Here is a 12,593-nt window from a genome sequence, read left to right on the forward strand (position 1 = left end):
AATACTTGAGTATTTTACTCAAGTTTATATGAAAACACACCTATTTTTGGTGGAAAATTAGAATTATAACTAGGAGAGTATCATGGCCATTGAATTACCGGCATTACCTTACGAGCAAAATGCTTTAGAGCCACACATTTCAGCAGAAACTTTATCATTCCATTATGGCAAGCACCACAAAACTTATGTTGTTAAGCTTAATGGCTTAATTGGCGGTACTGAGTTCGAAAATAAAAGCTTAGAAGAGATTGTTAAAAGCTCTTCAGCGGGTATTTTTAATAACTCAGCACAAATCTGGAACCATACTTTTTATTGGAACAGCTTAAGTCCAAACGGTGGCGGTGAGCCATCAGGTGATTTATTAGCCGCTATTAACAGTAACTTCGGTTCATTTGATGAATTTAAAGCTAAGTTCACTGATAGTGCTATCAATAACTTTGGCGCTAGCTGGACTTGGTTAGTTAAAAATGCCGATGGTAGCTTAGCGATTGTAAACACTTCAAATGCTGCTACGCCATTAACTGACGATGGTGTTACGCCACTTCTTACCGTTGATTTATGGGAACATGCTTACTACATAGATTACCGTAACGTAAGACCTGATTACATGAAAGGTTTTTGGGCATTAGCTAACTGGGATTTTGCTCAAGCTAACTTTAGCTAGTAAAACCTAGATCTATATTTGCCTAGTAAAGCTTGCTTTACTAGGCATTGTTAATAGAAAGACTTCGATCCCCTGCATTTTATCGCTACAGTAACAACAATAATGATAGCGATTGCCTTAAGCCATTATGTCTTAACCGATAAAGCATAAAATCACTTATACCCGTCACCATTCAAGATACATGCTGCAGAGTGCTTGAGCTATTTCAATTCAAGGCGCTGTGATGAAATAATGGTAGTTCAGGAGAATATGCTCCTGCATTCTATAATCACACCATCCATGTAGCGTCATTATAAGTTACAGCAACGATGAAGTGAAGTTGCTCAAACGTTTCTTCGATGGGTTTAAAATCCTGCACTTTGATTGGTAACGGGCATAGTATTTGCCTTAGTTTTTTTAAGTAAACAATTAAAATCACCATCATTTAATGAATGAATTGTTATAAAAAACCAGCTATTATTTAGGTGCCAATTGATTTATGCATAAACAATCACGCTACAGACCATTTATTTGCCGTACAGGTAAATAAAATGAATATCTATTCACAAATCAAACTCAATAGAAAGTTCAATGTTTATACATTAGTTTTTCTAATACCTAGACTACATTTTTTTTAGTTTGCCGACCAAGGAATTCACCACTATGATAGCTTTGTTTTCTGAGTTAGCGCAATGTTACTTTCTCTTTTCCCAAAGAAAGTTCACTAACCAGATTACTCTGAAATGATAGATACTATCTTTTCTCTCTGACATGTTTCTTGGAATTTAACTTCCTTCTATCAACTTGATATTTGAGTTGGCCCGCACTTAGTTTGCGGGCTTTTTTTTGTCTTTTTTTCAGCTAGAGTAAAAGCTATAGGGGTGCTTACAGCTGGCCTAACACTTGCGCAGGCTCAATTTTTGTTGCTCGCCATGCAGGATACACGGTTGCCAACAGGCTCATAATTAACGCGGTGATAACGGTGGCGTAAACATCACTAGTATGTAAAACACTCGGTAGGTAGTTAATAAAATAGACATCACCCGACAAAAAGGTAACCCCAAGCAACTGCTCTAAGCCGCTAATAATATCGGTAAGGTTTAATGCAAAATAAACACCACACAGCGCGCCTAATAGACTACCAACTACCCCATTAACCAAACCTTGAAAAATAAAGGCCAACATTATGGTTTGTGAACTGGCACCCATGGTTTTTAAAATAGCTATATCACCTTGTTTCTCATTAACCGCCATGATCAAGGTTGAGACAATATTAAAGCTAGCTACCGCGATAACCAGCACCATGACAATAAACATGACCATGCGCACCAACTGGATATCATTAAATAAATGCCCTTGGCTACGAGTCCAATTATTAATATAAACATAATGGTCAAAATTGTAGGCAACCTGACGAGCGGTTTCAGGCGCAGCAAATACATCGGCTACTTTCAAACGTATGCTTTGTGTTTCATTGCTAGCATAGCCCATAACATCACTAGCCAGGGCCAGTGGAATATAAGCTAACGTTTCGTCTATGGTTCCGCCAAATTTAAAAATACCGACGACTTCGACATGACGAATAATAGGTGAAGAAAAGACTTGTTTAATGTCATGGCCCCCTTGTGGTGGCGGTAACAATAACTGTATTTTATCACCGAGCTCAACAGATATTTTTTTTGCTACACCGCTACCAAGAATAATGGTGTTTTGACTTAACTCACCAGTGGCTAAAGCCTGCCACCTACCAGCAATAATATAATCATCAATACTCGACACGTGCATTTCAAGCTCGGCATCAACGCCACGTACTTCTACCGCTTTAAGTTTCAAGCCATGTTGCAACATGCCGGTCATTTTTATTACCGGCGCAGCAGCGAGCACTGCTGGCTCTTTTTGTACTTTTTCAATACTTTTTCGCCAATCTTTTATCGGCTCATTAACACTGACAAGCTCAACGTGCGGTACTATCGACAAAAGTTTTTGCGATAACTCTCGCTCAAAGCCATTCATAGCGCTGAGCACAACGATAAGTACGGTTACCCCTAAAGCAATACCTAGGGTAGAAGAGGCAGAGATGAAAGCTGAAAAACCATTACCATGTCGGCTACAAACATAACGCCAGCCTAAAAAAAGACTTAAGGGTTTAAACATTTTTTTCGCTTATTGGTCGACTATTTTGACTTAAATCACTGTTAGCGTCATCGGTGACTAATGGTTTATGACTCTCATCGAACAAGGGTGATAATTGCCCCCGTACCAACTTCACTTGCCTATCCATACGTTTCGCCAAGACTAGATCATGAGTCACAATGACAAAACTTGTCTGAGCCGTTTTATTTAGCCTACGGATCAGTTGATAAATTTGCTCGGCGGTATCGCTATCTAAATTCCCTGTTGGTTCATCAGCCAAAACTAAAGAGGGTTTGGTAACCAAGGCTCGAGCAATCGCCACGCGTTGACGTTCGCCACCTGATAATTGTGAAGGCCGATAATCAATTCGATGGCTTAAGCCAACCTCGTCAAGCATATTCTTGGCTGCTAACAAGGCATTTTTAGCTTTGTCACCTCTAATCATCAATGGCATAGCAACATTTTCTTGAGCGCTAAATTCCATCATCAAATGGTGAAATTGATAAATGAAACCAATATGCTGATTTCTAAATTTAGCTCTTTCTTTGTCTGATAATTGGTGAATATCGATGCCATTGATAAGCACCTTGCCTGAACTAGGAGTATCTAAAGCGCCGGCAAGGTGTAAGAAGGTACTTTTCCCGCAGCCAGAGCTACCCACAACGGCAAGAAGCTCCCCCTTGTCAACACTGAGGTCTAAGTCTTTTAATACCTTAGTTTCGATGTCACCTTGCTTATATGATTTAGTTAGTTGACAACACTGTAATACTTTACTCATTAGTTCATAACCTTATTCATGTCGTAACACCTCTGCCGGCTGAGTGGTCGACGCTTGGTATGCCGGATAAAGCGTCGCAAGAAAACTCATGACCAATGCTGATAAAATAATAGTTAGCACATCAAAGAACTCCAACTTTATCGGTAAAACTTGTACGCCAAAACCAAATAAATTAACCCCTATCACCCGCATTATATCATTCAGATTCAGTGCTAGTATCACGCCAATAACCCCACCTAAGCTAACGCCCCACAAACCATTAACCATGCCCTGAGTGATAAAAATCTTAATCACATCAGTACGCGCTAAACCTAAGGTTTGTAATATGCCAATTTCAGCTTGTTTATCAACAACAACCATCACCAGCGCCGAGACAATATTAAAGGTAGCAACAGCAACAATTAAACTAAGCATTAACCACATCATATTTTTTTCCATTTTTACTGCGGAAAAAAATGCCCCTTGGCTTTCATTCCAAGTGCTAAAACTAACGGAATGCAGAGGGTTGCCTGTTTGCTTAGGTAATTGTGCACTTTGTTGCTTACTTTCAAGTGCGGTTACTACTTGCTGGGCATTAAAGGCGTCATCTAAATAAAGGCGTAATTTATCAATACCATCGCCCGTTCGCCTGAGTAATTTTGCGCCATAGCGACTGTCCACATAAACCATGGCATCATCAACTTGTGAGCCAATATGAAAAATACCTGCCACGGTAAAAACACGTTGTACCGGCATACGTCCCATGGGGGTAAAAACGCTCTTATTGGGCAGTACCAAGCGCACTTCATCACCCAGGTTCACTTGTAATTTATTGGCTAATGACTGCCCTAAGACTAAGGAATAGCTTTGTGTCGAAAGATTTGCCAGACTACCGGCAACCATATGGCTGCTAATAATATTTTGTCTTTCAAATTGAGGCATAATACCTTGTAGTAACACGCCTTGAAGACCTTTTGTCGATTGAATTAATGCCTCACTTTCCAGAAAAGGTGTCACTTGCAGTACATGAGGCTGACTAAGAAGTTCTTTGCGTAAACTTGGCCAATATGGATTTTGCGTAGCACCAGCCTCTTTATCAGGAAAGTCACTGACAATAACATGGGGGACAATACCTAAGATGCGTTTTTTTAACTGACCTTCAAAACCGTTCATCACGGAGACCACGGTGATCAGTGATGCCACCCCTAATAAGATACCCACAGTAGAAAAGAAAGTAATAAAAGAAACAAAGCCAGTGGGGCTTTTACTACGGCTATAACGTAGCCCGATGAAGATGCTAATAGGTTGAAACATTAAGGTATTATTATTTTATCTGCGGCTAATTTAGAATGGTCTGTAGCATAACACAGTCACTATAATTGTCTGTGATAAATAGCCAAAGAGATATGTATAGTTACAATTTTCTGTTATAAGTTTCAGCTATGGTATTATTTTTTTGAACTTTTACCTTATTTATGAAAACCACTCTCTTTTAAATGGAAACTGACCTGATGAATACTCATTCCCTTGAACAAAAATTAACCCTATATCATGAGTTTTTTGCCATTAAGCATGACTTCTCGGTAAATATTACCATCATAGAAAAAGAGGAAGCCAGTAGTTTTTCACGATTTATGACCCGTATGCCAATGCCATTCAAACTGTCAACTGAGATGAATTCAATCGATCAATCAGCGTTAAGGTCATTACAAAGTCTAGGAAGTAGCGCAGCTCAACTCGTCAGTTTCCTTAATCAACAATCACAGAAAATTGATTTACTGGTCGGCTATATTCTTAGTCAACAGGATGAGGTTCAATATAGATACCAAGGCATACAATTTGGCGGTGGCGGCATTAAATTTATCGCGACAACTGTATTTAGTATTGGCCAAATACTTGAGCTGAAAATATTTTTACTGGAAAATAATTGTGCTATTTATTGTTTTGGGGAAGTAGTCGAGGTTGAGTCGGCTAACGAACAGTTTGCCTACAAGGTAACGTTTCACTTTATACGAGAAGAAGATAGAGAGATATTGGTGCGTGCCAGTTTACATGAGCAATCTAAACAATTACAAAAACTGGCTAAATTGCGAAATCAAGAAAATAAAAGATAAAACAAACACAAACACAAACACAAATTATCTTGATAGCCTGCTCTACTTCTTTTGACGTTTGTTGCTGCTGCTCGGCATGTGCGGCAACAGAATTTAAACCTCTGTTAATATCATGACTTAAGGGATACCACCGCGAACATAGTGTCATTAATCGATGACGTTAACTACATCAGCTAAACCAATAATAATATGACTATACCCGTTACCATTCAAGATGCCTATTTCAGAGTGCTTGAGCAATTTCAATTCAAGGCGCTGTGATGAAATAATGGTTGTTCAGGAGAATATGCTCAGGATAATTGCTCCTGCATTATCTAATAAGGGACTCCTGTACCGTCTGCATTCTCTAATCAGCTGCATCGATGTAGCGTCCTTAATGAACTACGCAATGACGAACGTGATTTACTCAGACGTCCCCCGCAAGGCTGGTTTATAAAGGATTTATCCATCAGTATTAATTCGACAAGGGAATAACCATTCTCTTCAATCAATGCCTGGCCTAAAGACGTTTCTAATTCCAGCTGAATCCTGCATCTTGAAGTGGCTTGGCTATAGTAGAATAAATTACCTGTACTGCATTATTTTTGCTAGTATTTTCATCAAAGTTATCAAAAAAGGTTTTAGCATCTATGTCATTAATCGCAATAATTATTATAACGCTTGCTATAGGTATTATCCTTGGAGGCATTTTGTTATTAAAAAAGTCGGCGCGAAAATTTAATTTAACAGCGGAGCAACTGGCTAAAATTAAACAGCGTAACGAACGACTTGATAAAGAAGAGCAAGAACAAAACAAAAAATAAGAAGAGTGCAACAGGATTAAAATAACCCGTTAATTGCGATATAGGATTTTAATTAAATGATAGCCAAATTTTGTTCTTATCGGTCCGTGTACTTTTAATATCGGTCTTTTAAAGACAACATCATCAAAAGCTTTCACCATTTTTCCGCGGCGAAACTCGCCCAAATCACCACCTTTTTTCTTCGATGGACAAAGGGAATGTTTTTTGGCTAGTACGCCAAAATTAGCACCGTTAGCAAGTTGTGCTTTTATTTCTATCGCTTGTTTTTCAGTTTTTACTAAAATATGTAATGCACATGCACTCGCCATAGCTGTTATACCTATTGAGTTGAGATTGTTGTTATTATACTAGAGATACGAAGAGCAATGGCACTAATTATTTGCTGGTCTGAAAATGGTCTAAACTGCCAATTTTACTATTGTGTTTACTGCCCTAGTTCGCTATGACTCAAGTAAGCTATTGGCATTTTAAAAGGTACCTCATTGAATATTGACTATTTAATGAGCTCAAATATCACAAGATTACAAATAATTACTTTTACTTACCTTTTTTATGACATAATATGTCAGTGAATTTAACTACTCGGCGTGACTTATACTTATGAAAACAATCCAACACCTGTTTGATAATAATAAACAATGGGCAGAAAAAATCACTAAAGAAAACCCTGGTTTTTTTCAATCCTTATCTGAACAACAATCACCCAAATACTTATGGATAGGTTGCTCTGACTCTCGTGTCCCTGCCAATGAATTACTTGGTATGCAACCTGGTGAAGTCTTTGTACACCGTAATATAGCGAACCAAGTTATTCATACCGACTTAAACTGTTTATCTGTGATTCAATATGCCGTCGATGTATTAAAAGTACAGCATATTATCGTTTGTGGTCATTATGGATGTGGTGGTGTCAGTGCCGCCCTTGATAATAAAAGTCATGGCCTTATTGATAACTGGTTACGCCATATTGAAGATGTTTACCGTTTCCATAAAGAAGAGATGGACAAGCTTACCGATGAGAAAGAGCGCATTAACTTATTATGTGAGCTCAATGTTATCGAGCAAGTAGCCAATATATGTAAAACCACAACCTTGTTAACAGCTTGGCATAATAAACAGGATATTACTGTGCATGGCGTAGTCTACAACTTACACGATGGCATTTTAAAAGATCTTAACGTGTCTGCCGACAGCAAAAAAGATCAGTAAATTTAGTTAACTAAACAGACAAGCAATAAAAAACCAGCAAACTTAACTCAGTTAGCTGGTTTTTTTAGCAAAAATATATCCTTGCTTATTTACTATAAAACGCCACGTTCCATTTGATTTAATTCAATTGATTTAAACAAGGTTGAAAAATTCCCCTCTCCAAAACCTTGATCATTAACTCGCTGGATCATTTCAATAAAAATGGGACCAAATAAGTTTTTAGTAAATATTTGCAATAAGTAAGTATTTTCACCTTGGCTATCAACCAAGATTTGATGCTTTTTAATCTTATCTTTATCTTCTTTTACCCAAGGTACTCGGTCAAATATTTCATCATAATACTCTGGCAAAATATTTAGCGTATCAATAATGTCACTATCTAACTTATCAAGTGAGCCGACAAGATCATCCGTTATAAAAGCTAAATGCTGCACGCCAGGGCCATTATATTCTTTTAAATACTCATCAATTTGATTGTTGGTACTACCCTTACCTTCATTAATAGGTATACAAAATTTACCACAAGGTGATTGCAGTGCATAAGAGATCAATGCTGTTTTAACACCTTTGATGTCAAAATAACGAATTTCGGTAAAACCAAAAACGTCTTTATAAAAATCAGCCCATTTATGCATGGTGCCTTGACGAACATTATTAGTCATATGATCAACGGCTAAAAAGCCTTTGTCTTCAACGATAACGGGCTCAGCAATATCTTCAAAGTCGGTATCATAGATTAAACCTTTATTTTTACCTGTTCTGGCAAAGTTATCGATGAAATAGATAAGGCTATCACCAATACCAAAAATTGCTGGATAGGGAAGTTTGTTGGCTTCATTTTCTGCAGATTTTGCACCACGCTTCACTGCTTCAGTAAAAGCAAAATTAGCATCTTCAACACGCCAGCCCATAGAACAAATGGCAGGGCCATGATTTTTAGCAAATTCTTTAGAAAAACCTGTTTTTTCATTGTTTATAAGAAAATGGATGTCATTTTGATTAAAGTAGTCAACATCACGTCCTTTCATTTTTTTGGTTTTAGAAAAACCAAAGCCATAGAAAGCTTTTTCCATAAAATCAGAGTCGGGGGTGGCATATTCAGTAAACTCAATACCACAAAGTTTTAATGGGTTTTTACATTCGGTCATTGTTATTTCTCTTCCAATCATCTTCTTATATTAAGCCTATTATCAATGGCAAAGCTTAGAAGCGAAAGAGCTGGTAGTACGAGGCCGAATCGATGGTTGTAACAGAAATTGTACGAGTATATTGTTAAAAACCTTGCTCACTGCTAACAAGGCTATACTGATGCTATCAGTCGACTGTATATATTTATGTACAGTGGGGTTTAGCACTCAAGGAATGAGTACTATTCGCTTGATATTTACCTGATAGCAAACACTGGTGTTACTGACCTACTATGCTTTCAAGCAAAAAAACAGTCATTACCATGATTGTACAAAACAATAGCTAATTGATCTCTCATGGATTTTTCTGGGCAATTACAATTTAATTCTATAAATTTCTTAGCAAAATCAGCCAGAACAACTAACCTTAAATTATAGCAGTTACTTTTTACTTTACCTTTACAAGCTGTTAGGTACTAACTTTTTGCTAATTCATCTTAAATGGATAGTTTTTCGCTCTTTTGGAGGTAGTTATGAGTATTTTTCAACATTATCAAACACGTTATGAACAAGCCCAACAAGAAGAATTTAGCTTGCAAGAATTTTTAACTATCTGTAAAGACGATAATCTAGCTTACGCTAGTGCATCAGAACGCTTGCTTCTTGCCATTGGTGAACCTGAAATGGTAGATACAGCCACAGATCCGAAACTCAGTAGGATATTCTCCAACAGGGTTATTAAGCGCTATCCTGCTTTTACAGATTTTTACGGCATGGAGGAAGCCATTGAGCAAATAGTTTCTTATCTAAAACATGCTTCACAAGGATTAGAAGAGCATAAACAGATCTTGTATTTATTAGGCCCGGTAGGCGGCGGTAAATCCTCAATAGCTGAAAAATTAAAATTCCTGATGCAACAAAAGCCTATTTATGTTTTAAGTGCCAATGGCATACGTAGTCCGGTAAATGATCACCCCTTCTGCTTATTTGATGCAAATTCAGACGGTAAAATCTTAAAAGAAGAATACAATATCCCAGAGCGTTACTTGAACAATATTATTTCTCCTTGGGCGGCAAAACGCTTAAATGAATATAAAGGTGATATTGCTCAATTTAAAGTGGTAAAAATTTACCCTTCTATTTTGGATCAAATTGCCATCGCTAAAACAGAGCCTGGTGATGATAATAATCAAGATATTTCAGCGCTTGTTGGTAAAGTCGATATTAGGCAGCTTGAGCATTTTGCTCAAAACGATGCGGATGCTTATAGCTATTCAGGCGCTTTGTGTCGTGCCAATCAAGGCTTAATGGAATTTGTTGAAATGTTTAAAGCACCTATTAAAGTGCTGCATCCATTACTGACTGCCACCCAAGAAGGTAATTATAACCCCACAGAGGGTCTTTCAGCTTTACCATTTAACGGAATTATACTTGCCCATTCAAATGAATCTGAATGGACCACTTTTAAAAATAACAAAAACAACGAAGCATTCTTAGATCGGGTATATATTGTTAAAGTGCCTTATTGCATGCGTATTTCTGAAGAAGTTAAGATCTATAAAAAACTACTTGAAAACAGTGAATTAAAAACGGCGCAATGTGCGCCAGATACTTTAGATATTCTTGCGCAATTCTCGGTCTTATCTCGTTTAAAAGACCCTGTTAACTCAAGCATTTATTCAAAAATGCGTGTTTATAATGGCGAGACACTTAAGGATACCGATCCAAAAGCAAAATCCTATCAAGAGTACCGTGACTATGCTGGCATTGATGAAGGTATGTCAGGACTTTCTACTCGCTTTGCTTTTAAGATTTTATCTCGGGTATTTAACTTCGATAGTGCTGAAATCGCGGCAAACCCTGTGCACTTATTCTATGTATTAGAGCAACAAGTTGAACGAGAGCAACTGCCCAAAGAAACCGCAGATCGCTATATGGAATTTATCAAAGGCTACCTGACCCCTCAATATATTGAGTTTATTGGTAAAGAAATACAAACCGCCTACTTAGAGTCTTACTCCGAATACGGACAAAACATTTTTGACCGATATGTCACTTATGCAGATTTTTGGATTCAAGATCAAGAGTATAGAGATGCAGAGACCGGTCAGCTATTTGATCGTCAATCTCTTAATGATGAATTAGAGAAAATTGAAAAACCAGCAGGTATAAGCAACCCGAAGGATTTCCGTAATGAAATTGTTAATTTCGTCCTACGGGCAAAAGCCAATAATAATGGTCAAAATCCACTTTGGACTAGCTATGAAAAACTACGTATCGTTATTGAGAAAAAAATGTTTTCCAATACTGAAGATTTATTACCTGTTATTTCTTTTAATGCTAAGACATCAAGCGATGACCAACAAAAACATGATGATTTTGTTAAACGTATGATGACAAAAGGCTATACCCAAAAGCAAGTACGCTTATTGTCTGAGTGGTATTTACGGGTTAGAAAGTCTTCTTAAGTCGTATCTCTTGCGCAATATGGATAAGCTAAAAAAGAGATAAGGATAATATATGGCCAATTTTATTGATAGACGTCTTAACAGTAAAAATAAAAGTACCGTTAATCGGCAACGTTTTTTAAGGCGTTATAAAAATCAAATTAAAAAATCTGTCTCGGATGCAATAAACCAACGAGGTGTGACAGATATAGATTCTGGTGAAAGCATCATTATCCCCAAACAGGATTTATCCGAGCCGATTTTCCATCAAGGTGATGGCGGTGTAAAAGATAGAGTACATCCAGGTAATGATCAATATTCTCCTGGTGATAAAATCCCTCGTCCGCCGAAACAGCAAGGCCAAGGTGCTGGCCAAGGAGATGCTAGTAATAGCGGAGAAGGCGAAGATGACTTTACCTTTTCAATTTCAAAGGAAGAATATCTAAACCTTCTTTTTGAAGACTTAGAGCTACCCAACCTTGAGAAAAATCAATTAGATAAAATGATTGAATATAAAACGGTGCGCAGTGGTTTTTGCTCAGAGGGTGTGGCATCAAATATAGATATTGTTAAATCACTGCAAGGCTCCATTGCCCGTCGCATAGCAATGACCACCTCAAAACGTAAAAAGTTAAAAGAGCTCGAGCAAGCACTTCTAGCACTGAGTCAAGATACCCATGATCATATTCAACAAGAGCGTGCGTTGCGACTTGAGATTACAGCACTAAAAAACAAAATAGCCAAAGTACCTTTTATTGATACTTTCGACTTACGTTTTCGTAATTATACTAAGCAAGCAGTCCCTACGTCAAAAGCGGTAATGTTTTGCTTAATGGATGTTTCAGGCTCGATGGATCAAGCAACGAAAGAAATGGCAAAACGTTTTTATATTTTACTATATCTATTTCTTAGTCGCACCTATAAAAATATTGATGTTATTTATATCCGGCACCATACCCAAGCGAAAGAAGTCGATGAACATGAATTTTTTTACTCCCAAGAGACCGGCGGAACAATTGCATCAAGTGCCTTAGAGTTAATGAATGATATTATCTGCGAACGCTATAATGATAATCAATGGAACATTTATGGTGCCCAAGCTTCTGATGGCGATAACTGGGCAGATGACTCGCCCCGCTGTCAAACAATTTTACAGCAACAAATACTGCCTAAAAGCCGCTATTTTAGTTATATAGAAATAACCCAAAGAGCACACCAAACCCTATGGAAACACTATCAACAAGTGGAGCAGTCTAATACGAACTTTGCCATGCAGCATATCAAATCAGTCGCTGATATTTACCCGGTATTTAGGGAGCTTTTCAAAAAGAACACACAAAGTGCCACGTAACTTATTAAA

General features: G+C 37.6%; 11 protein-coding genes. 6 read left to right on the forward strand and 5 right to left on the reverse strand.

The window, feature by feature from the left end; all coding sequences use genetic code 11:
• The first annotated feature begins 82 nt into the window (after positions 1–82).
• Positions 83–664: a Fe-Mn family superoxide dismutase gene (locus ASU03_RS11630; RefSeq protein ID WP_057831962.1), complete on the forward strand. Its 582-nt coding sequence runs from the start codon at positions 83–85 to the stop codon at positions 662–664.
• An 864-nt stretch (positions 665–1,528) separates the two neighbouring features.
• Here the strand turns inward: ASU03_RS11630 and lolE are convergent.
• From lolE to ASU03_RS11645, 3 genes are read right to left on the reverse strand one after another with little or no spacing between them, the layout of a single operon-like run.
• The gene (gene lolE / locus ASU03_RS11635; RefSeq protein WP_057831963.1) at positions 1,529–2,797 is read right to left on the reverse strand and encodes a lipoprotein-releasing ABC transporter permease subunit LolE; all 1,269 of its coding nucleotides are present in this window, start codon (positions 2,795–2,797) and stop codon (positions 1,529–1,531) included.
• The gene (lolD, locus tag ASU03_RS11640; RefSeq protein ID WP_057831964.1) at positions 2,790–3,554 is read right to left on the reverse strand and encodes a lipoprotein-releasing ABC transporter ATP-binding protein LolD; all 765 of its coding nucleotides are present in this window, start codon (positions 3,552–3,554) and stop codon (positions 2,790–2,792) included. The genes lolE and lolD overlap by 8 nt, the downstream gene beginning before the upstream one ends.
• A gap of 12 nt (positions 3,555–3,566) precedes the next feature.
• Positions 3,567–4,847, reverse strand: coding sequence for a lipoprotein-releasing ABC transporter permease subunit (locus ASU03_RS11645; RefSeq protein WP_057831965.1), 1,281 nt, complete (start codon positions 4,845–4,847; stop codon positions 3,567–3,569).
• Between the two features lie 197 nt (positions 4,848–5,044).
• Between ASU03_RS11645 and ASU03_RS11650 the strand changes: the two genes are divergently transcribed.
• Together ASU03_RS11650 and ASU03_RS19955 are read left to right on the forward strand one after the other, a co-directional pair.
• Positions 5,045–5,647 carry a PilZ domain-containing protein gene (locus ASU03_RS11650; RefSeq protein WP_057831966.1) on the forward strand — a complete coding sequence of 201 codons (603 nt, stop codon included), beginning with the start codon at positions 5,045–5,047 and terminating at the stop codon, positions 5,645–5,647.
• Between the two features lie 629 nt (positions 5,648–6,276).
• Positions 6,277–6,450 (forward strand): DUF2897 family protein, encoded by a 174-nt coding sequence (locus ASU03_RS19955; protein ID WP_082627259.1) that lies wholly within the window; start codon positions 6,277–6,279, stop codon positions 6,448–6,450.
• Positions 6,451–6,479: 29 nt separating this feature from the next.
• Here the strand turns inward: ASU03_RS19955 and ppiC are convergent, their stop codons facing one another.
• Positions 6,480–6,758: a peptidylprolyl isomerase PpiC gene (ppiC, locus tag ASU03_RS11655; protein WP_057831967.1), complete on the reverse strand. Its 279-nt coding sequence runs from the start codon at positions 6,756–6,758 to the stop codon at positions 6,480–6,482.
• 292 nt (positions 6,759–7,050) lie between these two features.
• Between ppiC and can the strand changes: the two genes are divergently transcribed.
• A complete protein-coding gene (gene can, locus ASU03_RS11660) occupies positions 7,051–7,659 on the forward strand; it encodes a carbonate dehydratase (RefSeq protein ID WP_057831968.1) in 609 nt (202 codons plus the stop codon).
• A 92-nt stretch (positions 7,660–7,751) separates the two neighbouring features.
• On the opposite strand, the gene hppD is transcribed toward can, so the two are convergent.
• The gene (hppD, locus tag ASU03_RS11665; RefSeq protein WP_057831969.1) at positions 7,752–8,807 is read right to left on the reverse strand and encodes a 4-hydroxyphenylpyruvate dioxygenase; all 1,056 of its coding nucleotides are present in this window, start codon (positions 8,805–8,807) and stop codon (positions 7,752–7,754) included.
• A gap of 512 nt (positions 8,808–9,319) precedes the next feature.
• Here hppD and ASU03_RS11670 point away from each other — a divergent pair.
• Positions 9,320–11,254, forward strand: coding sequence for a PrkA family serine protein kinase (locus ASU03_RS11670; RefSeq protein ID WP_057831970.1), 1,935 nt, complete (start codon positions 9,320–9,322; stop codon positions 11,252–11,254).
• 52 nt (positions 11,255–11,306) lie between these two features.
• A complete protein-coding gene (locus tag ASU03_RS11675) occupies positions 11,307–12,584 on the forward strand; it encodes a YeaH/YhbH family protein (protein WP_057831971.1) in 1,278 nt (425 codons plus the stop codon).
• Positions 12,585–12,593: the final 9 nt, after the last annotated feature.

Origin of the sequence: Colwellia sp. TT2012, from assembly GCF_001440345.1 — a bacterium.
In the GTDB taxonomy this organism is placed as follows: domain Bacteria; phylum Pseudomonadota; class Gammaproteobacteria; order Enterobacterales; family Alteromonadaceae; genus Colwellia.

Coding starts and splice junctions, on each gene's coding strand:
- ASU03_RS11650 (WP_057831966.1), top strand. CDS start 5,045: ATGAATACTCATTCCCTTGAACAAAAATTAACCCTATATCATGAGTTT.
- ASU03_RS11630 (WP_057831962.1), top strand. CDS start 83: ATGGCCATTGAATTACCGGCATTACCTTACGAGCAAAATGCTTTAGAG.
- ASU03_RS19955 (WP_082627259.1), top strand. CDS start 6,277: ATGTCATTAATCGCAATAATTATTATAACGCTTGCTATAGGTATTATC.
- lolE (WP_057831963.1), bottom strand. CDS start 2,797: ATGTTTAAACCCTTAAGTCTTTTTTTAGGCTGGCGTTATGTTTGTAGC.
- ASU03_RS11675 (WP_057831971.1), top strand. CDS start 11,307: ATGGCCAATTTTATTGATAGACGTCTTAACAGTAAAAATAAAAGTACC.
- ASU03_RS11670 (WP_057831970.1), top strand. CDS start 9,320: ATGAGTATTTTTCAACATTATCAAACACGTTATGAACAAGCCCAACAA.
- ppiC (WP_057831967.1), bottom strand. CDS start 6,758: ATGGCGAGTGCATGTGCATTACATATTTTAGTAAAAACTGAAAAACAA.
- can (WP_057831968.1), top strand. CDS start 7,051: ATGAAAACAATCCAACACCTGTTTGATAATAATAAACAATGGGCAGAA.
- ASU03_RS11645 (WP_057831965.1), bottom strand. CDS start 4,847: ATGTTTCAACCTATTAGCATCTTCATCGGGCTACGTTATAGCCGTAGT.
- hppD (WP_057831969.1), bottom strand. CDS start 8,807: ATGACCGAATGTAAAAACCCATTAAAACTTTGTGGTATTGAGTTTACT.
- lolD (WP_057831964.1), bottom strand. CDS start 3,554: ATGAGTAAAGTATTACAGTGTTGTCAACTAACTAAATCATATAAGCAA.